The following is a 21,298-nucleotide window of genomic DNA, read 5'->3' as shown; positions in this document are numbered from 1 at the left end:
TTACGTAAAGATGATACACATATTATATTAAAATTTGATTAAATGGATTTATTTTTCTAATGTTGATTAGTATAATATTTGTATTAAGGCGTAATTCATTTTTGTTGATACTTGTCAACTATATAAACCATAAGATAAATTATATCAAATTCTCATTTGTTATGACAATAACTAAAAATAATTTTTAAGGGAGCACACATAAGATGAAGAAAAATAAATTTTTAGTATATTTACTATCGACGGCGCTTATCACGCCAACCTTCGCTACACAAACAGCTTTTGCTGAAGATTCATCTAATAAAAATACAAATTCAGATAAAATGGAACAACATCAATCACAAAAAGAAACATCAAAACAATCTGAAAAAGATGAATTTAACAACGATGATTCTAAACACGATTCTGATGATAAAAAAAGCACTTCTGACAGCAAGGACAAAGACTCTAATAAACCATTATCAGCTGACTCAACACATCGTAACTATAAAATGAAAGATGATAATTTAGTTGATCAACTTTATGATAATTTTAAGTCTCAGTCAGTAGATTTTTCTAAATACTGGGAACCGAATAAATACGAAGACAGTTTTAGTTTAACGTCACTCATCCAAAATTTATTTGATTTTGATTCTGATATAACAGATTACGAACAGCCACAAAAGACAAGCCATTCTTCTAATGACGAAAAAGATCAAGTAGACCAAGCAGATCAGGCAAAACAACCATCACAACATCAAGAACCATCACAGTCGTCTGCTAAACAAGATCAAGAATCATCAAACGATGAAAAAGAAAAGACAACTAACCATCAAGCCGATTCTGACGTCAGTGATTTACTTGGAGAAATGGATAAAGAAGATCAAGAAGGCGAAGACGTAGATACAAACAAAAATCAATCTTCTTCTGAGCAACAACAAACTCAAGCGAATGATGATAGCTCAGAACATAACAAGAAATATTCTAGTATTACAGATTCAGCATTAGACTCTATATTAGATGAATATAGTCAGGACGCTAAGAAAACAGAAAAAGATTACAATAAGAGCAAGAATACAAGTCACACTAAAACATCTCAAAGTGATAATGCCGACAAAAATCCACAATTACCAACAGATGATGAATTAAAACATCAATCAAAACCTGCACAATCATTTGAGGATGACATTAAACGCTCAAATACACGTTCAACAAGTCTTTTCCAACAACTACCTGAATTAGACAATGGCGACTTATCTTCTGATTCATTTAATGTTGTTGACAGTCAAGACACACGTGATTTCATTCAATCAATTGCTAAAGATGCGCATCAGATTGGAAAAGACCAAGATATATATGCATCAGTTATGATTGCTCAAGCTATTTTAGAATCTGACTCTGGAAAAAGTTCACTTGCACAATCACCAAATCATAACTTGTTTGGAATCAAAGGTGACTACAAAGGACAATCTGTAACTTTTAATACTTTAGAAGCTGATAGCAGTAATCATATGTTCAGTATCCAAGCAGGTTTCCGTAAATACCCAAGTACTAAACAATCTCTTGAAGATTATGCAGATTTAATCAAACATGGTATCGATGGTAATCCGTCAATTTATAAACCAACTTGGAAGAGTGAAGCTCTATCATATAAAGATGCTACTTCACATCTGTCACGCTCATACGCCACAGATCCTAATTATTCTAAAAAATTAAATAGTATTATTAAACATTATCATTTAACATCTTTTGACAAAGAAAAAATGCCTAACATGAAGAAATACAACAAATCAATAGGTACGGATGTCTCTGGTAATGACTTCAAACCATTTACTGAAACTTCCGGTACATCACCTTACCCACATGGCCAATGTACTTGGTATGTGTACCACCGTATGAATCAATTTGATGCATCCATTTCTGGTGACTTAGGTGATGCTCATAATTGGAATAATCGTGCTGAAAGTGAAGGCTATACGGTAACGCACACACCTAAAAATCATACTGCAGTTGTGTTTGAAGCTGGACAATTAGGTGCTGATACACAGTATGGTCATGTTGCTTTCGTTGAAAAAGTTAATGACGACGGTTCAATTGTTATTTCTGAATCAAATGTTAAAGGATTAGGTGTCATTTCATTCAGAACTATTGATGCAGAAGATGCTCAAGATTTAGATTACATTAAAGGTAAATAGTAAAAATTTAAAATTATTTGAGGTACCATCCACAAAATAATAGCACATAGATGTATTCAAATTTATAATACATCTTTGTGCTTATTTATATTCAATAACTATATTAGAGTAACTTTACATTGAAAAGTCCATTTTTATAATTTACTCAAGTGATTTCTAAAAGTATATTATTCATTATATATATCAATCATTATTGCATGTCAAAAAAGAGTAGGACAGAATTGATTTTAAATTCTTAGTCCTACTCTTTTATACTGACTCTTGTTATAAACTTTGAGTAAGCGTTGCACCAACTCAATCACTAACTGTGAAATAGTTTAACTACACATAAGATTGATGATGCCTATTACTATATATAATTTTTAAATTAATTTTGGTGTTTTTTTCTACGCGCCATAAAGATGAGCGCTCCACCTAATGACATGAGTACAACAGCCACTGGTATCCAATGTTGTTTGATGACTTCACCTGTCGCTGGTAATGAGATATTACCATCGTCGTCAAATAAATCACTTAAAAGGCCACCTTTATTATCTAAAGATAATCCATTCTCCGGTGCCGAATGATCTAATTTATCAAGAATAGATCCTCTTGAGTGAAGTTTATCAAGTAAACTTGGTCTATCAAATATTGAATTAGAATCACCGACACCTTTGTTAATACGATCTAACAAGGATGGTCTATTCTTTATAGGATCTAAAATATATTCTAAATCTTTCTTAGCTTGTTTTGCTCGTTTTTCTATATCTAATAAATCATTTGCCTTGCCTTCAATCGCAGAGTGAATGAGATCCATGATATCTGATTTGTCCTTTTGTACACGCGCAATAACATCGGCGATAATTTTAGCTTTGTCTTTATTGATACGGGTTTGTAATATTGTTTCAATCGCTTGTCTTTTGTCTTTAGCATCATTAATCACACCATTCAATATATCATCAGCTGTAGCTGTTCCTTGACTATTGAAATGACGTTTTAATTGTTCTACGATTTGAGAATTCGACAAGTTTTGGCTTAACAATTTTTTAGCAATACGATCTGCTTCATCATTACCAAGTCGTGTCGTCAACAATTGTTTAATTAAACTTTCTTTATCTTTAGATTGATCTAACATTGATTTTAAAATATCATCACTAGAAGTTAATGCAAGACCATCAATTTGCTTGGCAATTTGATTAGCGATATCTTCATTACTTCGGCCATTTGTTTTAATACGTTTCATTATGTCTTCTACTTCATTTTTGCTGAAAACACTATTTAAGATATCTTCGGTTGCTTGTTTTTTATTACTAGCACCATTGAGTTGATCTATAATAATATTTCTTTGTCGGTCAATACTTTGCTTAGTTTTATCAATTTCTTGTTTAAGCGCTTGTTTCTTATCATCAGATAAAGTGTTATTATCCTCTACTTTTGTATCTAGTGATCTTAAATTCATTAATTTATTATTTATATAATTAGAATCTAGTGGTTGATTGTCAGATTGTACCTTAGCAAGTGCTTTTTCAATCTTATCACTACCTTGTAGTGAACGTGTAATTGCTTGTATATCTTGTTTTTCATCTGTGACATGTTGATCTTTTGAATCCCTAATTTGATCAGTATCTGATGCTATACGTTCTAATGTTGAGCGACGACCATCATTACTTTTATCGTCTTTACTATCACTATCGGATTGATTTGTTGTCGTACTAGATTCTTCTTTGTTATTTTCGTTTTTATTAGATGGTGATGCTTGCTGATCGCTTTGTTCAGAAAGCTTATTATTAGAGTCAGACTTAAAATCTTGTTGGATTTTATCTAATTTATCAATAACCGACTCTTCAGAATCATCAGTAGTTGCATTGCGTGTACTAGCATTTGTATCGTGTACTTTATTATTTGAATCATCTTTTTCATCGGTTGTTGAGTCACTAGGTTTAGAAGCACTATTTTCACCTTGTTGACGGTTATCAACATTTTTAGCAATTGAATCTAAATCCGACAGTATTTTATCTAAGTCTTTAGTCATATCATCATTATCTTTTTCAGATGTATCGTCATCTTCAGTTTTTGATGATGTGGCACTAGAGTCTGTCGATTTTAAATGATTATTTTTATCTTTTGCATCATTTATAATACGGTCAATACTTGATTGATTATCGACTTTATCTAAACGTTCTTCAAAACTTTTGATATCTGCGTCAGAAAGTTCTTTCAAATCTTTAATATCATCTTTAGCTTGTTGGATTTTGTCAGCGATGGAGTTACTATTAGAAGTATTTTCAACATTTGATGATGTACTTTCTGAATCTGCAAAAGCATCTTTTGTGAAGCCATAACCAACCAGCGAACCACTAAGTAACAACGCAGAACATGACAGCTTGAGGTAGACACCAATTTTATCTGTTCTCTTCATTTACACATACTCCTTTAATAAAGTTACCTGTATTATTCTTTAAATAGATTTATATGATTTAATCAAAAATATACATATCACATTATAATACATAATTTCATAGATTTGTAGATAATGAACCTAAAATAACAAATTTAAAAAACAAATTTCTTGTAATTATTAGTAATTTGGTATTACACTTCTTTACACACTTAATTATTTAATTAATATATTAAGTTAAGTGTAATTCAAAAACAAGGAGTTTTTATAATGGCAAATTCTATTTACTCAACTACAATGATTTCAAATGGTGGACGTGATGGTCGCGTTTTTAGTCCAGATAATACATTTGTTCAAAACCTTGCAACACCTAAGGAAATGGGTGGTCAAGGAGGCAACGATACTAATCCTGAACAATTATTTGCTGCTGGATATAGTGCATGCTTTAATAGCGCGCTATCATTAATCTTATCTCAAAATAAAATAAGTGATGCCAACCCAGAAGTTGAAATCACTATTGAATTACTTAAAGATGATACTGACAATGGTTTTAAACTCGGCGCAGATATTAAAGTCACACTTGAAAATATGTCCCAACAAGATGCTGAGAAATTTGTGGAGCAAGCACATCAATTCTGTCCATACTCAAAAGCGACACGTGGTAACATTGACGTTCAGTTAGATGTTACAGCGCAATAAAACTTGTAATCGTACAACTAATTCTTAGCAAATGTTTCTATACAAGATTAAAGAGTAGAATAATGAATTCAAATTGAATTCTGTTCTACTCTTTTTATATACTTTCATACTTCCACAGTCTCTGTTTTTCATTTCCAATCTCTCATTCAATTTACTTTTCATAAACAAAATATCTTTTTTTAAATCAATTTCATACTTTTTAAAAAATTTCACTTTAAAACAACTATAAAAAGGTTAAAATGGGAATAGTATAAGTAAGTAGATTTTTTCTTCATAAAATGTAAAGTTGCTCATCACCGAAGGAGGACTATTTATGTTTACCATATCAATCATCGCTATGATTATTGGTGTTGTGCTTATTGTTTTAAGTCAAATTATCTATCATTCAAAACCGATAGATGCTAAGGAAAAAATGTTTATACCCGGTGTATGCCTTTTTTTAGTAGGACTCTTAAGTTTAATCGGTCACTTTGTTAATGGCTACGTATAATCTTTTTTCAAAACTGTAAAACATACCAACATCTCTATAACAAAACATAGTATTTAAAAATTTTGTAATTATTAAAAGAGTGGCTGGGACAGAAAGTTCCAGGATAAGTAAATAAAGACAATTTCTATTGAAATAATGTAGAAATTGTCTTTTTTATATTTTTTTTGATGATTTTCAGCTCGTTGAGCTTTTACTTTATTATATTAAGCAACGATAATGTCTGAATTTATCGAATTCAGTCTCGGGAATTGTTTCTGCAATAACATTTACATGTCGTGAAATATCATTTGTGGGGATAAGAACTGAAGTTTCCATTAGTAGAGTATGTTTAGTCATTTTATAATTTTTATACATAAGACACCTCGTTAATTTAGTTTATTGGTATTTATTAAATTATACGAAAGGTCCTTATTTTTCAAAGTATTTTAATATAAAATTACATATATGCACAAAGTATTTTGGCGAGACTCTTGAGGGAACAGGACAAGCTGAAGACTACAGGCTGAAGCTGTCAGATAAGAAAGCGAGCCAACAATACGAAGTATTATAAATAAAAAGCTAGTAAATGAATTTATAAAAAACTCATTTACTGGCTATTTTGCTAGGAATTATGTCTCATCCTCTTAGCTATTGACTTTGGATAGCTAAATTTAAAATACGCTTATATTAAGTTTTTAAATTTTTAGTTCTCATTAATGAATCTGAACGACGAATTTAATATGAATATGATTTCATTCTTTTTGATGTATCATGATTCATTATTAGTGTTGTCAAAATTTCGACCTTCAAGTCCAGCCAATTCTTCTTTCGAAGCTGCAGGTGCTTTCATTTCAAATATTTCATCGACAACCGTGTAATCATAATAACCGAGACGTGCTATAGGTCTGATTGACTTAATGTCTAATTTTCCGTTGTCCATAATTACTTTATCGTCAATATGCACTTGTGCTACACGACCGATGACTATATCCACAGTTGAAACAGGGTCTCCAGTGGGAATTCTTACTGTTTGAACATATTCACATTCAAAATGAACAGGTGATTCCTTTACCCTACTTCCAGGAGCTTCGATACACGATTCTTTCGTCACACCAGCAAAGTCAAATTCATCATCTTCTGGAGGTAATGCTTTGGATGATAAATTCACTGCTTCACGCAAATCATATGTTGCCATATTCCATACAAACCAACCAGTTTCTTCCGCATTTTTAACTGTATCTTTTCTTTCATGATCGCCAAGCACTGACTGATTAGCCGCAAACATTACCATTGGGGGATCCCATGTAAGATTTTGATATTGACTGTACGGCGCCAAGTTATCTTTACCTTCTTTAGATACTGTAGAAATCCAACCTATAGGTCTAGGTACTGTGCTACTTTTGAACGGATCATGTGGCAATCCATGACTTTTAACACCTTGTTTTGGTGAATAATTCATTTTATATCCACTCCTATCGTTAATCGTTCTATCAACTTAAGGTTACATGACTTGACTTAGCATTGTCTAATATTTATCAATCATTTCAATATAGTTAAAAGTTATAAATAGTATTTTAAACTTTTAACAACCAATATTGCTTTTATCATTTGAAGCTATTTTCAAGAACGTTGGTCACCTGGCATAAATATTGATACAACTAAAGCAATCAGTCCGACAATAGCAATCATTAAAAACTGTAAGAAAAAGTTAGACAGTTCGCCTACAAATAACATTAAAATAGGTGCAATCGCTGTTCCTAAGAATAATACAAATGTATTAACAGATAAAAAGAAACCTTGATTGTTTTTAACAACTACACCTATTTTTGAAATAACAGTAGGAATCGCAAATGCGATACCTGCAACAAACAACACACTAAATGTTGTAATAAGTATAATATTCGTAGTTACACCCATGAGTATGATCGACACAATACATGTTGTTAATGCGATAGTTAGCAAGCGCTTCATACCTATACGACTGCTTACACGCCCTGCTAATAGAGATAATAACATGCCTATCACACCGAACAATTTCATCATTGAGGACACAGACATGTCTCCCCCAACTTGGTGTGATGTGACATATTCATTTAAAATATCATACATACTTATAAACATAATCAGTAATGTTAGTGAAATAAATAAACAATAGAAAACTTTAAGATTGTCTTTGAAATCTTTAAAGTTATTGAAAAACTTAATGAGTTGTATATCAGGATTTTTATGTGGACTCTCAGGTACATTTTTATAAATAACTAATACGAGAATTAAATATAAGATTGTTAAAATAAAATATACCCACTGCCAATTCAAATAACTTACGACTAATTCACTCATATTTTGCCCTAACACACCTGATAACATAAAACTTGTACTGATGAAACTAATTGCTGTTACACGTTTCACACGTGGATAAGTTTCAGTTGTATAAGTCATGACTACAGGAGAAAATGATGCAGCAAATACGCCTTGTAGTGCTCTTAATATTAATAACACTGTAAATGAATGAACAATACCTATCATAAGACAGATGATAACTAATGCACTCATACCTACTAAAATAGTTTTAATTCTGCCATACTTTTCAGAAATCGTTCCATAAAATAAACAACTGATTGAATATGTTAATGAGAATAAAACACCGTTTAAAGTTGCTATAGATTCAGGAACATGAAAGTCTTCTGCGAAAGTTGCTGTCAGAGGTAGAGCCGTATATAAACTTGCCATTACAATGATACCTGAAATAAACATGATTGTCGTAATGAGATTATAGTTTTTACTTTCTTCCATCGATTTCCATACTCCTTTCTAAATTTTATTCAATACGATTATTATGACAGTTTGTTTCAAATTCCTAAAGAGATATTTAAATTGACGAAAAATTAAAATAATATAAATACACTTGTATCCATTTAATTTCTTTAGACACACATGAGAGCTGAAAAATTGACATACAGATTACTTCAATTTAAGATTACCATTACCTTTAAATATCAATATTTCACAAACCTATGATTAAATCGTTAATATATTACAACATTTATGTTAAATTGTGCATTTAATTTTTATTTTAGGGAAAAGAGATGTCTAGAAGGAATTCATATTTACAGATATATAGGAGGAATCTTTAATGGTTTTACGTTATGCTACAAATTTAAAACTAGCTAAAGAATTATATGATGCAAGTAAACCTAAATTAAAAGGCGATCAAGGTATGATTGATACTTTCACTAATACATTTGGTTTACCGGAAAACTCAGTTAAATTAGCAGGTGGCGTTGAAGCTGCAGCTGCTGGTTTATTTGCTGCTAGTTTTTTAAATAAAAATATTTCACGCTTAGGCTCACTTGCAGCAATTTCAGTACTTGGTGTTGCAGCTTACAAACATTTTGAAGCAGGGCATGGTAAAAAAGGTGCACAACATGCTTTAGACTTATTAGGTTTATCAACACTTAGCTTATTAGATACTTTTTCTTGTAAAAAATAAGTACTTCAACATATAAATATATTAAATAAAATAACAGCGGTAATTCCCTTATTAATCTTATCAAGGAATTACCGCTTCTTTTATGTTATCTATCAATGAAGAACAAAGGCATTCAATTCATCAGTCTAGATGAATACGACAATGATTATTTCTTGTATTTATTAAGCAATGCTGGAGGAACATGACATAAATAATAATCCTCCGGAAATTTCTCAAGATGATTCTGATGTTCTTCTGCACTCTTCACATAATTACTTAGAGGTTGTACTTCGACCATTACTTGTTTCGCGTCTTCCCTGCGCTTAATGTAGCCTTTTACTTCATTTAAATGCTTCGAACTTTCACTATACACACCTGTTCGATATTTTTGACCCTTGTCTTGACCTTGTTGATTTAAACTATAAGGATTTATCATTTCAAACAAATAATCCATCAGCATAAGTATTGAAGTTTTTGCAGGATCAAAGTGTATCTTCACACATTCAGCATAGCCATCATAAGGAGCATCTAAACATTTCGACGTTCCATTTGCCCTTCCAGCTTCTGTTTGAATAACTCCTGGAATCGTATTAAAAAAAGCTTGAGTTCCCCATAGACATCCACCAGCAAAATATACCGTTTCCATATCCTCACTCCCTAAAGCAAATGTGTTAACTCACTTTTCAATCATAAAGAATTCAAAATAAATCTCTCAGTTCATTCAATTACAATCAAAATAAGAAAAGAACCTGTACCTATGATTGATGTATCAGGTTCCATATTATCAACTTGATTACTCTGTTCATTCTGTCTTACTATATCATCAATAATTTGATACCCTTCACAATATTAATAATAAATAATACAAGCGAAGCGATAAGTAGAATACCTCCAATAATTACTCCTATCACTAGTACAGCGACTCCATTTGTCGAATCAATCAAGGATAGTCCAGCAGCAAATGATATAAGTCCTAATACCAAACACACCCAACTCAAAATATGGTTAAATAATGCATTTCTTGAATACGTAGATGCTGGTGGTTGTCCAACAATCCATACGATTAATGGAAACAATACAGGTGCGAAAAATACACTTAGATAACTTAAAGCCCCTAATACATCACCCGTTTTATCATGATAACTTTTATCAAAATTTTCCATACAATTAATCACCTCAATTTAAATATAAACACATTCTGAGAATTCATTTAAGTGATATGGAATACAATTACAATATTGTAAGTTTCGATACAAAAATACTAATGATTAACCACTTAATGCTTGTACTAATGCGTATTTAAATGTTGATACCGGCACAGCATTAGCATGACGTTGTTGTAGTGCTAAACGTGTTTCAAATTGACCACGATGATTTCCTATCTCTTTCAAAGCGTTACTCAACTGACTTATATCATTTACAAGAAACTGATTTTCTATTGCAACGAAATCTTGATTATGAACAACCTCTTTATATCCCATAATTAACAATTGATGATTATATGCGCTTCTTACAGCATTCCCTATTTCGTTCCCCTCATTAATATCTAAATAGATGTCACATTGTTGATATAAGGTTTGAACTGTTTGTTCTTTAATTATTGGATATAATTTAACATTTTCATATTGCGATAAACTTAATAATTTTGAAGACATCTCAGTTTTAGCGCCTATGTGAAATTGATAATCTTTATGCAAACGTACCAACGTTTCAACATGTGGTATTTGATCTGAATTTGTTAATGTTAATACATTCTTAGAATAATGATTCCGTTTATACGTGTCATATAAGTAACCAGATGCATATACTGCCTGTTGTTCCTCCCTAGATAGTTGTTCCTTGATCAATTTGTATTCATTCTGATTAGGGACAATAACGGCAAAGCGACTTTGAAGGTTTGGTGATAACATGACTTTCATATTTCCTGGGACATAACCCTGAGATTGTTCTTGCCAAAATAAAATACCTTTTTTCAATGTCGGCAAATGATAAATTGCTAAAAATGGTGTTGATAAAGTATTAAATATAACTTCTTTTATCTCAATGCCCATTTCACTCAAGTAAAATTTAATCCACTCTGTATATGACTCAAAAAAATAAGATTTCCCTTCATATTCTACAACTACATCGTTAGTTACATAATTCTCATAAATCACTTCTTTACCTTCACGTGTCATATACTTTTTTAATATTGCATTACCTAACAAATCGTAAACTGTTTCAGCAAATTTAAATCCTTCTTTTGTATAATAATCAACCGAACGCAAACGCTGTTTTGAATCAAGCCACTCTACATGGCTAACTACACGTGTCTTATAATGTTCCTTATAAAAGATTTTACCTCTAAGCTCACCCATATCTGTAATGGTAGCCATTGTCGCATCTCCTTTAATTTCCCAAAAAGGCGGCGTATCAATATCATTAAAAAAAGCAGGGGTATCATCTTCATAAATTTGATATGCTGTGAAAAAACGATACGGCGATGTCACATCATCAGGTAAAAATCCATCATCATTAATTACAATCGTAAAGTGATTGTAACCAGCACGCTTAAGAGATTGATGTAATTCCTGTGTTTCTTGATTATAATTTTCGAATAAATTAATCATATAGCACCTCTTCAATGAGTTGTCTCCATAGATCAACAATATGCGATGTTTTAAATGATTCTGCAATGTCATACGATACCTCATGTGCCCTTATGGGACCATCTTCAAAATATCGAATAATCATATGAGCGATTTGCGTTGTGATATCATCAGTAGACGCTTGTTCAAAATCTATCGGTATCAAATAGCCATTTTGATGATGTCGAATAAATGTCGGACTGCCATAATTCACATCAAATCCAATCATACCTAAACCAGAGCCAACCGCTTCCATTAATGTCAGTCCGAACCCTTCACTTTGTGAGGCCGCTATGAATAATTCATATTGCTGATATATTGTACGAAGATTTCTATGTCCTTTAATTTGTATGTAATCCTCAGCACGATGTTTGGTAATAATATTTTTAATTTTTTCTTGTTCTTCTCCTTGTCCGTAGATATCAAAACTCAATTGAGGTAACTGATGTTTAGCTTTAATCACAGCTTCCACTATCCAATCAACATGTTTTTCGTTAGCAAGACGTGATGCGGTCATGATGGAATATGGTTTTCTTTCTTTTTCAGGATATTGTAACGATTCTATACTACCTACTGGAATTGTACGTATACGTGGACAATCATTCTTATATTGTTTAAATTGTTCACTTAGTGTCTGCCTTTGCAAATCTGTCGCTGTGATAAAGAAATCAATATGCTGTGCATTTTCGAATTGATACTCATAATAATTATTCCATAAAATGTGAGTCCCATCAGTCGCACCTTCACTGAAATGTTCAGCGTGAACGACTACGCCAACTTTACTGGATCCCTTGTTTTCTAATATGGCTTGTCCCACATCAGTTGCTCGATCAATAATAATGATATCCTCTGAATTCAATCGCAATTGACGTATAAAGTATGCGACGAGTGCTTGTTTACTGTATAAACGTGCATCATCAAACACAAAAACATGTTCATCTTCATCTATATATTCGCGATATGCAATTGATCCATTTTCATTATAAAATTGACGCATATATATTTTAGCTTTATTGTCAAAAGGAGCATAATACTCCGAGAATGTTCTTACATAGCTATAAAAATCTTTCCTAATTAACATTCCATTCACCACAAACTCTGCACGATCAACGTAATGTTCGTTAGCATTTTTTAAATAGCAGGTTACGAATGTTTGCTGATTATTTAAATAGAGTCGTAATACTTTACCGTTTTGTTCTTTTCGAGTAACCTCATTACCTAACTCTGAAATTAAATCATCAACTGTGTACGTTGTAGGAGCGATTTTTACGTCTGTGAAGTATTGATATAGCCAAATAACTTCATCATCTTTAAACCCTATGTTGCTTGTGAGTGTTTGAATATTTTCTGATTGAATAAAATCTAAAAATATAAATTTTGTTGGATAAGGTAATTGCCTTAATAGTTTTGCTCGATACACTTGTGCATATTCAACACCACTACTGGCCCAACCGATTCCAAAATTGATATTATAAATCGTCATGTCTAACACCTCTTTGTTTATGGGAAATGAATGACCATATCTCCGTCCTTATCAAAGGCTAGAATACTTAAACATAAATTTCTAACCATCTTCCTTTTTATATCTTCAGACATATATTCATACGTTTCAAGAGCCACTTTATGATATTCAAAAATGACATTACGCTGTCCATTTTGTCGATTGTTTACACTGGCTTTAAGTTGTTGTAAGTTATCTACTTGTTCAATCCATTCGCTATCTATCGCTTTCAAAATTGATTTTTGAATGAAACGAAGTTTTAAATATGAATCAGCAGCAACTTCTAAACGATTGTTAAATTGTTGAGTAAATTGTTGTATTAAGAATTGTATGATTTCTTCATCATTTTGCATATTAATATTTGATACATCTTCATCGAAGACAAAACTTAAGTTTTCGTATATATAATTCACAAGTGCACGTTCACTACTTAAGTCAAGATTTTTAACGTCTTTTGTAAACACATCTCGTGCAAGCTGTTCAAAATTAAAATCATCAAAATCGCTTGCTTCAAGTATGTGATTACATTCAGCATAAATTTTATCTCGTTGAACACTAATACTTTTTTCGAATTCATTTGCCATTTCTCTATTTTTCATAGCAGTCTCTTCAGATACACGTTGCGCTTTATTAACAATTGACTTTACACGTTTTTTAAAGAGTGCACTACTTTCTAGTTTAGATGCATCCATCGTTTGGAGGTTTTTATTTTCTGCCAAGTTAGAGTTACTCCAACGTTTTACTAAATCATCATCAAGTGATACAAAAATCTGTGAATATCCAGGATCTCCTTGGCGACCTGAGCGTCCTCTTAATTGACGATCAACACGGCTATTATCCATATGTTCATTAATAATCACTGCTAAGCCACCGATATCATGAACCTCTTTTGATAACTTTATATCAGTTCCACGCCCTGCCATACTTGTAGCAACAGTAACTGCAGATAATTGTCCCGCCTCAGCAATCATTTGTGCCTCTTTAGCTACATTTTGAGCGATTAATAAATTGTTGGGTATATCACGTTTAAATAACTCAGCTGAAAAATATTCTGCCGCTTCTGCAGTACGTGTAATTAGTAACACAGGTTGTTGAGTTTCATGTATACCAATCACTGTCTTTAAAATTGCATCGTTCTTTTTGTCACCATTAGCAAATACTCTATCAGGTCTATCATCTCGTTCAATCGGACTGTGAGTCGGAATCTCTATAACAACTTTTGAATATAAATCAAAGAATTCTTTTTCCCCTAATTTACCTGTTCCAGTCATACCTGAAAATTCATCAAATTGCTTAAATAAGTTTTGGAATGTTATGGTTGCCATCACACTCATATCTTGAGAAATTTCAACATTTTCCAGAGCCTCTATAGCTTGATGTAAACCAGACTGAAGCTTTGTTCCAGGTAGCATACGACCAGTTATTCTATCTATAAGCACAATCTCACCATCAAAAATAAAATAGTCTAAATTATATTTGAATAAATACTTAGCTCTAAGCGATAAATGAATCATCCTAACTAAATCAAAATATTGCTGTTGGTATATACTATTCACTTTGAAATAATGGCTTGCTTTTTCCGAGCCCTCATCAGTGAGCCACACTTCTTTTTTATTAAAATTAACTATGAAGTCTTTATCTTTCTCAAGTGTTTCAACAAACGTTTTAACGATGTGAAATAAATTAGATTGTACACGTGGTGCACCAGAAATAACTAAAGGCGTTTGGGCAGCGTCTAATATAATAGAATCGACTTCATCAATAATAGCAAAGTTTAATTTCGGTAAAAATTTGGCACGAATATCATCAGCTAAATTATCAATTAAATAATCAAACCCTAGTCGCCCATTAGTCGTGTAAACAATGTCATGGTGGTACAGTTCATATTTTTCATTTTCAGCGTATTCATATTCTGGAATGTCCACAAATCCTAATGATACAGACAAGCCTAGCCATTCATATAGTGGTTTCATTTCTAAAAAATCGCGTTTTGCTAAGTAATCATTTGTTGTGATTAGATAAGCACCCTTACCTGTAAGTGCATTTAAGTACAGAGGCATGGTAGCTGTAAGCGTCTTACCTTCTCCTGTTTGCATTTCTGCAATATTCCCCTGATGCATAGCGATTGCTCCTAAAATCTGCACATCTTTTGGATACATACCTAAAACGCGCTTAGAAGCCTCTCTAACTGTTGCATAAGCTTGTGGCAGAATGTGATTGAGTGAAGCTTTATTATCATTTAAATAAACTTTAAATTCTTTTGTCTTCGCTTGAAGTGCTTCATCACTAAAATTTGAGAACTCCTCACTAAGCGCATTAATTTGATTTAATATTTTGCGCAATTTTCTTAACCTAATATTATTAATAATTTGGTTAACACCTTTAGCCATTCGTATCACTCCTGTGATAGTTTGATGTGTCTAGATGATGTGTCCTTATATTGGTTATTATTTGATTAATTACTTTAAGTTTTTTCTTAGGATCTATATATTGCGTTGCCTCATAAGCTTGATTACTATCTTCTCTTAATTCTTGCACAATTATATTGTGAAAAGATAGATGATTCATGCCAGCATTAATAAGTTCTAATTCATATGAATATGCTTCTCTAGGATAGACAATATTTTCTTTTTTATTTTTTAGAATTTGATGACTAAGAATTTCTTTATTCTTACGATAAAATTTCATTTTAAAATAAGCCGCACCCTCAGGTTCAACTTCAAAATTAAATTGAAATTGATATTGGCGCCCTTTTTTTAAAATAGGTAGCTTAGGGCTTACACGGTCTTCTGCAAAATCAGTTAACATATACCAACTGTGAATGATTGTACCGGATGGCATCAAAGGGTTCTCAAAATAGATATTATCTTGATTAAAACGTAATTTTGTACCATACATAAAAGTTGATGAATTAACTAGTCGCCATTTGACTTCAAATTTCCTATCTTCTTGCATGTGTTACCCTCCCAAATCGCTCTTCCATGATTAAATGATAAAAATTAATAAACCAATGAGTAACAGTAGCAGAATCATCATTATGTCTACCAGGAATTCTTTTACTTATCACACGTGCATGTTGTTTTGTAAGAACAGGCAATAAATCTTGAAATGCATATTTGTCATAATCATCATGCTCCATGTAAGCAATCGCAAATGTGGTCATTGACAAATCACTATGCTGAATTTGCTTCCAAAAATGATTATCTAACTGAACAACATCTTTGTTAGTTATGCCATTTTGATTCAATCGCAAAATATCAAGTGACGTTCCAAAATCGTTTGGACGAACGAGTTTCATATTATTAGCAATAGTACCGAGATTTATCAAAGGTTTTCCTACAATAACAGCCGCTGGATTTAATTTTGTAGCGTAATAAAGTGCGCCAAATGATCCCATTGATAATCCAGAAAGAATTAATTGGTTGTTCGCAAATCCCAAATAATCCAAAGCATTTTGGATGACCTTACGGATTGCCTGTTCATAATTCTCTGACCCTAGGTAAAAGGCACCACCTTCGATTCTAGGATCAGCTATTAAAATAAATGGAGCATTCATACGTTTCATCATAAAGTACCCTTCAAAGCCCTCAGCAGTACGATACCCACTAAAATATACATTGAGTGGTGGTTTTAAATCTCCAGGATGGAAGTAATGTATAAATTCTTGCTTATTTTCATCACTATATCGTTTTCCGCCTAATATGAACTGCCCTAATTCCAAGCGTGACCAACGTTTATGAATAGCACCTATAAATAATGTTCCTTTACCTTTAGCTTTGATTGATACACTCACATATGTTTGATAAGGACGAGCAGGTAGTTCTATGGGAGTGTCTAAATCGTCTTGTTCATATATTAGCTTTTCTACTGGTTGATCAGTTGAATAAACAGGCGTCAATCTCAATGTATATTGGATTTTAGCATCACCTTCAACTTTAAATTCTGGCCATATTTGATTCACCTTATTGGCATCAGCAATGATATTTTGACTCCATGTAATGAGGGGTTGGTATGATTCCCCAAATCGTCCTGATACTTCAATAGACTCATTTCCATTAAATTGATAAGAACCATCAAAATGAATACTAACGCGACAATGAATAGGTTTAACTTTATCTCCATATTGCCCAGGAAATGTAACTGCCTCTAGTTTTTGTTGTAATTGTTCTTCATTTTCATAAATGAGTGGTTTTATAAAATTACGTTGTATTGTCTTATCTTGTTGGTATTGATTATCCCAATACTCATTGTCAATCACAGTATTATACGGTGTACTGACTAATGATAAAAGTTTCATTAATGAATCAGAATATTTTTCACGTACAAAAACAAAATCAAATTGTCCTTTTTCATCTAAAATATGTACTACAACATCTTGATAGCCACTTTCAAAATCAAACAAACCAACATCAAAATAATCCCATTCGACATTACTTTTTTGATTAAATAAAGAACCTAAATCATGACCACCTACTTGAAGTACTCTAAATTTACGTGCCACTTGAAACATCACCTTTAAATAACTGATTAATTTGATGAATAATATTAATTGAACTAAAATCATCCGTTAATCTCATGGAATATGCATAAGAATAATTCCAATTTTTTAAATGTGCCAAAAAATAATCTAAAGATTCTACAGTTTGCGATATGTCATCAATAATATATCCATTATGCATATGTTTAACATAATCTGTTCTCTTTTTATTAATTTGTGGTATACCCGCGCCAATACAACAGATTTGTAAAAAAAGTTTCGGCTCTAAAGATAAATCTACTACAACTCTTAATTTTGAAATAACGCTTACAAGATCTTCTTCAAACGGTACTGTTTCAATATCAATGATTGTTTCTTTTTTATTCTGTATCACGTCTTCAATTACATCACTTATTTCCTTTTTCTCTTGGTGATATAAATCATTGAGATGAGCAACTTCATCTATAAGATTTTCCGTAAGATTATCTCTACTCTTAGTTAAAATTTTCAACTTATAGCCATCTTTATGTTGAATATATTGAAATAAGCTGTTTACAATCTCTCGTATTTCAATCTCGTCCAAACCATCTATCCATAATCCAATATAAGTGTCATACAATTGACTACTTTGGTTAGGTAATGACTTCGCATCAAAAGGCGTTACCCTTAAAAGATTAATATCATTCATGTTCAATCCTGCGTAGTGTTCAATCATATTTTGATTAGCTTGTGTATCAACGAGACAATAATATGCTCTAGAAATAGAGTCATATAAATCTTGTGTCACCACTTTATTTCGCTCAGTAAAAATAGAAAAACATAAAGACGATGCATCAATAGTGCGTGCCATCATTGAATTATGACGTTCATCAGATGCCACTATAACAGAATCATCTTCATTCAATTCTCTTTCTACATATGATTGGAATTTCTCTTCTATCAACTCAGCCATAGATGAATACGTAACCCTTTTAAATTTTGATTGGAAATTTTTATTAATCGTTACTGTATTAACATTTAAGTCTTCAACAAATATTTCTTCCCCATCTTTTGAAAAATAGTGTTTTTTATTGTTATCACCATCAGGTGTATAAGTACGCACTGCCGATATAAATCCTCTGTCATCGAATACAAATCGTCTTTGAATTGTACTATACTTGTAATCCTCTACCCACATCAGGTACCCCTCTTGGCTGAAGTGAATTTTAGAAAACGTGTTATCACCTGTAATCGCTTGAATTTGAAAGGGAGTAAAAATAAATTCAGTGCCTTCTGGCCATGAAAGATCGCGATAATCAATAGCTTGAGGCGTTTGATGTCCAACGCCCTGTATCTCATCAAATACAGACCAATAATGACTTTCATACAAATCATATCGATGGAGGAATGTTCTAAGATATGGACTAAAATTTAAAACTATCAATTGATAATCCACATTATTCGAACTATGCATTGTCATTAAACTAATCATATCGTCAAAATCTGTATACTGTTTTTTTAGATAGAATGGTCTTGAGGTACTTTCCCACCATCTGTTACGGCTATACCAAGCTGGTATAAATCGTTTCATATTCCAAAACCTCCTCCCTACCAATATTTATTTAAAATTTGCTTATAGCTGTCAAAGTATAAGTACGCTCTAATTGTTTCAGCGATATTAATTCCAATATAGACAAATACAATCATTTGAGTTGTAAAGTAAACTTCTTTAAGTAAGTGGGGGACAAGCAGCGCTGAATACATTGGTATAGCGAGTACAATCGCTACTACTATTGAACCGAACCAACAAATACGACGTGCTTTACTCCCTAGAAATTTTTCTGTCTGCTGTCCAGGTTGTATACCCTCGAAGTAATTCCCATTTTTAAGAAATTCCTTTGATTTACGTTTCGTATTAATTAATAATCTTGATAAAAAGTAACCCAAAATCATTTGTAACAGAAGATATATAGTAATTCCAACTGGATTTGTAAAATTAAAGACATGTGTTTCAAAATTATGATTCACGATAAAGCGTCCTATGAAATTAACGATATTATTCGTTAACATAAATAATGACAAACTCACCATGATAGAGATACTACCAGCTGGATTAAGTTTCCATGATAAATATGATGGTATATCTTTAGCAGAAATATTCATAATATCATTATATTCTATCCGATATTCTGTTAACTCAATAAAGAAGAGTATAAATAAGGCCAGCACTAATAAGACAATAATCATAGTAATTAAAGATGCGCTTGAATTTAATTTAGGAAAAGGTGTATTAAATATAGATTTAACAAGACTCATTAAAACAATTGGCATAGGTCCCGAAATGCCATACGTTGTATTTTGATCTGCTAACCACACCATTAACAACGTTCCTGTAATTAAGACTAATAATAAAATGAGCATATTACTATCTTTAATCGCATGTTTATTAATATATGAATGAATAATGTAAAATCCTTGAGCAGCACTAATGATAAGTGTTAACGCTCGCTCTTTGAAATGTCGTTCCCTACGAGTTTGTGTTTTAACCTTATCATTACTTTTGTGGTTTATTAGTGTCAAAATAATCATCGAACTTAACCACGGCCCAAGTCCTAGTGAAAATATATTTAATGTATGTAAATCCCCACCTACATTAGTAATAGCTAACTTAAAAAAGGAGTCTTTATGAGTTCTTAAATTTTCATTACTTACGATTGAAATATTACTTCCTATAATATATATAACTAAAATTAAGCATGTAAAAAATATTCTTTTATATAAGATTTTATATTCGAATTTCTTAAACATTTTTTCACCCTAATTATTAAATAATTAATCACTTGAATCATATCTAAAGAGGCTAAGGATAATCTAAAGTTGGATTTAGTTGTCATGTACTTATCCAATCAATTATTGTTCCCTAGCCTCTTAATATGATTAAAACTATCTGTTATTTACTACCATCTTGATCATCATCGTCTTTTCTAGATTTTTTTGCCAAACCGAAGATAGCCAATACTATTGCTACTGCTACTATAAAACCGTTGCTTACAACTCCATCTTCTCCTTTAGTCGGTTGTTTAACGACTTTATCTTGTAAACGATTTTGATGAAGTAAATCGAGGTTGTTTGAGTGATTATCAGCTTGATTACTTTGTGTTTCATTGTGTTGTTCTGAATCAGTATAACCTCTTTGTTCTTGTAAATCATAATCTTTTCCAGTTTTATTAAGCATATTCGTATTTTTTGATTGAGTCACGATTGTATCTTCAGACAAGCTATCACCAATAAATTGACTTTCACTATTTATAGGAGATTGAGAAGTGAAAGTTTCAGATGTACTCATTGATGTGGACGTGCTTGATGAATCTGAAATGCTTGTACTTGATGATTCACTTACCGATGTACTTTCACTTGTTGATTCACTCTCGCTTGTTGACGTTGATGCACTTTCTGATGTTGACGTACTTGTTGAGTTTGAAAGACTCGTACTTGTCGATTCACTTAATGACGTACTTGTACTATTTGA

17 protein-coding genes and 1 pseudogene are annotated in these 21,298 nt (G+C 31.9%); 4 read left to right on the top strand and 14 right to left on the bottom strand.

Annotated elements, in window-relative coordinates; translation table 11 throughout:
• Positions 1-203 precede the first annotated feature (203 nt).
• Entirely contained in the window at positions 204-2,171 is a 1,968-nt protein-coding gene (locus AC1Q7N_RS05390) for an amidase domain-containing protein (RefSeq protein WP_002469034.1), read from the top strand.
• Positions 2,172-2,538: 367 nt separating this feature from the next.
• Here AC1Q7N_RS05390 and AC1Q7N_RS05385 read toward each other — a convergent pair whose 3' ends face one another.
• On the bottom strand, positions 2,539-4,569 hold the full coding sequence (locus tag AC1Q7N_RS05385; RefSeq protein WP_002470364.1) for an LPXTG cell wall anchor domain-containing protein: 2,031 nt from the start codon (positions 4,567-4,569) through the stop codon (positions 2,539-2,541).
• A 249-nt stretch (positions 4,570-4,818) separates the two neighbouring features.
• Here AC1Q7N_RS05385 and AC1Q7N_RS05380 point away from each other — a divergent pair, with 249 nt between their 5' ends.
• Positions 4,819-5,247 carry an organic hydroperoxide resistance protein gene (locus AC1Q7N_RS05380; protein WP_001831844.1) on the top strand — a complete coding sequence of 143 codons (429 nt, stop codon included), beginning with the start codon at positions 4,819-4,821 and terminating at the stop codon, positions 5,245-5,247.
• A gap of 313 nt (positions 5,248-5,560) precedes the next feature.
• On the top strand, positions 5,561-5,737 hold the full coding sequence (locus AC1Q7N_RS05375) for a hypothetical protein (RefSeq protein ID WP_001831885.1): 177 nt from the start codon (positions 5,561-5,563) through the stop codon (positions 5,735-5,737).
• A 198-nt stretch (positions 5,738-5,935) separates the two neighbouring features.
• Here AC1Q7N_RS05375 and AC1Q7N_RS05370 read toward each other — a convergent pair whose 3' ends face one another.
• From AC1Q7N_RS05370 to AC1Q7N_RS05360, 3 genes are all read right to left on the bottom strand, one after another.
• Complete coding sequence (locus AC1Q7N_RS05370) at positions 5,936-6,091, bottom strand: hypothetical protein (RefSeq protein WP_001831859.1); 156 nt, start codon at positions 6,089-6,091, stop codon at positions 5,936-5,938.
• 394 nt (positions 6,092-6,485) lie between these two features.
• Complete coding sequence (locus tag AC1Q7N_RS05365) at positions 6,486-7,175, bottom strand: flavin reductase family protein (RefSeq protein ID WP_002468475.1); 690 nt, start codon at positions 7,173-7,175, stop codon at positions 6,486-6,488.
• Positions 7,176-7,336: 161 nt separating this feature from the next.
• A complete protein-coding gene (locus AC1Q7N_RS05360) occupies positions 7,337-8,509 on the bottom strand; it encodes an MFS transporter (RefSeq protein WP_001831878.1) in 1,173 nt (390 codons plus the stop codon).
• Between the two features lie 340 nt (positions 8,510-8,849).
• On the opposite strand from AC1Q7N_RS05360, the gene AC1Q7N_RS05355 reads away from it, so the two are divergent.
• A complete protein-coding gene (locus AC1Q7N_RS05355) occupies positions 8,850-9,206 on the top strand; it encodes a hypothetical protein (protein WP_001831851.1) in 357 nt (118 codons plus the stop codon).
• A 145-nt stretch (positions 9,207-9,351) separates the two neighbouring features.
• Here AC1Q7N_RS05355 and AC1Q7N_RS05350 read toward each other — a convergent pair whose 3' ends face one another.
• The 10 genes and pseudogenes from AC1Q7N_RS05350 to AC1Q7N_RS05305 all read right to left on the bottom strand — a co-directional run.
• The gene (locus AC1Q7N_RS05350) at positions 9,352-9,831 is read right to left on the bottom strand and encodes a peptide-methionine (S)-S-oxide reductase (RefSeq protein WP_001831852.1); all 480 of its coding nucleotides are present in this window, start codon (positions 9,829-9,831) and stop codon (positions 9,352-9,354) included.
• A 169-nt stretch (positions 9,832-10,000) separates the two neighbouring features.
• Entirely contained in the window at positions 10,001-10,348 is a 348-nt protein-coding gene (locus AC1Q7N_RS05345; protein ID WP_001831842.1) for a magnetosome magnetite crystal formation protein family, read from the bottom strand.
• Between the two features lie 105 nt (positions 10,349-10,453).
• On the bottom strand, positions 10,454-11,794 hold the full coding sequence (gtfB, locus tag AC1Q7N_RS05340; RefSeq protein ID WP_001831861.1) for an accessory Sec system glycosylation chaperone GtfB: 1,341 nt from the start codon (positions 11,792-11,794) through the stop codon (positions 10,454-10,456).
• A complete protein-coding gene (gtfA, locus tag AC1Q7N_RS05335) occupies positions 11,787-13,295 on the bottom strand; it encodes an accessory Sec system glycosyltransferase GtfA (RefSeq protein ID WP_001831876.1) in 1,509 nt (502 codons plus the stop codon). Before gtfA ends, gtfB begins: the two co-directional genes overlap by 8 nt.
• A gap of 17 nt (positions 13,296-13,312) precedes the next feature.
• Positions 13,313-15,703, bottom strand: coding sequence for an accessory Sec system translocase SecA2 (gene secA2, locus AC1Q7N_RS05330; RefSeq protein WP_049387491.1), 2,391 nt, complete (start codon positions 15,701-15,703; stop codon positions 13,313-13,315).
• Positions 15,696-16,268, bottom strand: coding sequence for an accessory Sec system protein Asp3 (gene asp3, locus AC1Q7N_RS05325; RefSeq protein ID WP_002468471.1), 573 nt, complete (start codon positions 16,266-16,268; stop codon positions 15,696-15,698). The genes secA2 and asp3 overlap by 8 nt, the downstream gene beginning before the upstream one ends.
• Positions 16,255-17,823 carry an accessory Sec system protein Asp2 gene (asp2, locus tag AC1Q7N_RS05320; RefSeq protein ID WP_172643077.1) on the bottom strand — a complete coding sequence of 523 codons (1,569 nt, stop codon included), beginning with the start codon at positions 17,821-17,823 and terminating at the stop codon, positions 16,255-16,257. The genes asp3 and asp2 overlap by 14 nt, the downstream gene beginning before the upstream one ends.
• Entirely contained in the window at positions 17,804-19,360 is a 1,557-nt protein-coding gene (gene asp1, locus AC1Q7N_RS05315) for an accessory Sec system protein Asp1 (protein ID WP_001831836.1), read from the bottom strand. The genes asp2 and asp1 overlap by 20 nt, the downstream gene beginning before the upstream one ends.
• Positions 19,361-19,377: 17 nt before the next feature.
• Positions 19,378-20,577, bottom strand: coding sequence for an accessory Sec system protein translocase subunit SecY2 (gene secY2, locus AC1Q7N_RS05310; protein ID WP_002494662.1), 1,200 nt, complete (start codon positions 20,575-20,577; stop codon positions 19,378-19,380).
• A gap of 142 nt (positions 20,578-20,719) precedes the next feature.
• Positions 20,720-21,298: pseudogene (locus AC1Q7N_RS05305) on the bottom strand (lectin-like domain-containing protein); the annotation flags it as partial.

The organism is Staphylococcus sp. GW823-FHT05F06 (assembly GCF_058795495.1).
Note: the sequence above shows the minus strand (reverse complement) of the source record. Positions and strands in the feature narration are given on the sequence as shown.

Excerpts from the sequence above, each read along its gene's own strand:
- asp3 (WP_002468471.1), bottom strand. The coding sequence starts at position 16,268 with ATGCAAGAAGATAGGAAATTTGAAGTCAAATGGCGACTAGTTAATTCA.
- secA2 (WP_049387491.1), bottom strand. The coding sequence starts at position 15,703 with ATGGCTAAAGGTGTTAACCAAATTATTAATAATATTAGGTTAAGAAAA.
- secY2 (WP_002494662.1), bottom strand. The coding sequence starts at position 20,577 with ATGTTTAAGAAATTCGAATATAAAATCTTATATAAAAGAATATTTTTT.
- AC1Q7N_RS05345 (WP_001831842.1), bottom strand. The coding sequence starts at position 10,348 with ATGGAAAATTTTGATAAAAGTTATCATGATAAAACGGGTGATGTATTA.
- AC1Q7N_RS05385 (WP_002470364.1), bottom strand. The coding sequence starts at position 4,569 with ATGAAGAGAACAGATAAAATTGGTGTCTACCTCAAGCTGTCATGTTCT.
- AC1Q7N_RS05355 (WP_001831851.1), top strand. The coding sequence starts at position 8,850 with ATGGTTTTACGTTATGCTACAAATTTAAAACTAGCTAAAGAATTATAT.
- AC1Q7N_RS05360 (WP_001831878.1), bottom strand. The coding sequence starts at position 8,509 with ATGGAAGAAAGTAAAAACTATAATCTCATTACGACAATCATGTTTATT.
- gtfB (WP_001831861.1), bottom strand. The coding sequence starts at position 11,794 with ATGATTAATTTATTCGAAAATTATAATCAAGAAACACAGGAATTACAT.
- AC1Q7N_RS05370 (WP_001831859.1), bottom strand. The coding sequence starts at position 6,091 with ATGTATAAAAATTATAAAATGACTAAACATACTCTACTAATGGAAACT.
- AC1Q7N_RS05380 (WP_001831844.1), top strand. The coding sequence starts at position 4,819 with ATGGCAAATTCTATTTACTCAACTACAATGATTTCAAATGGTGGACGT.
- AC1Q7N_RS05375 (WP_001831885.1), top strand. The coding sequence starts at position 5,561 with ATGTTTACCATATCAATCATCGCTATGATTATTGGTGTTGTGCTTATT.
- asp1 (WP_001831836.1), bottom strand. The coding sequence starts at position 19,360 with ATGAAACGATTTATACCAGCTTGGTATAGCCGTAACAGATGGTGGGAA.
- asp2 (WP_172643077.1), bottom strand. The coding sequence starts at position 17,823 with ATGTTTCAAGTGGCACGTAAATTTAGAGTACTTCAAGTAGGTGGTCAT.
- AC1Q7N_RS05365 (WP_002468475.1), bottom strand. The coding sequence starts at position 7,175 with ATGAATTATTCACCAAAACAAGGTGTTAAAAGTCATGGATTGCCACAT.
- AC1Q7N_RS05390 (WP_002469034.1), top strand. The coding sequence starts at position 204 with ATGAAGAAAAATAAATTTTTAGTATATTTACTATCGACGGCGCTTATC.
- gtfA (WP_001831876.1), bottom strand. The coding sequence starts at position 13,295 with ATGACGATTTATAATATCAATTTTGGAATCGGTTGGGCCAGTAGTGGT.
- AC1Q7N_RS05350 (WP_001831852.1), bottom strand. The coding sequence starts at position 9,831 with ATGGAAACGGTATATTTTGCTGGTGGATGTCTATGGGGAACTCAAGCT.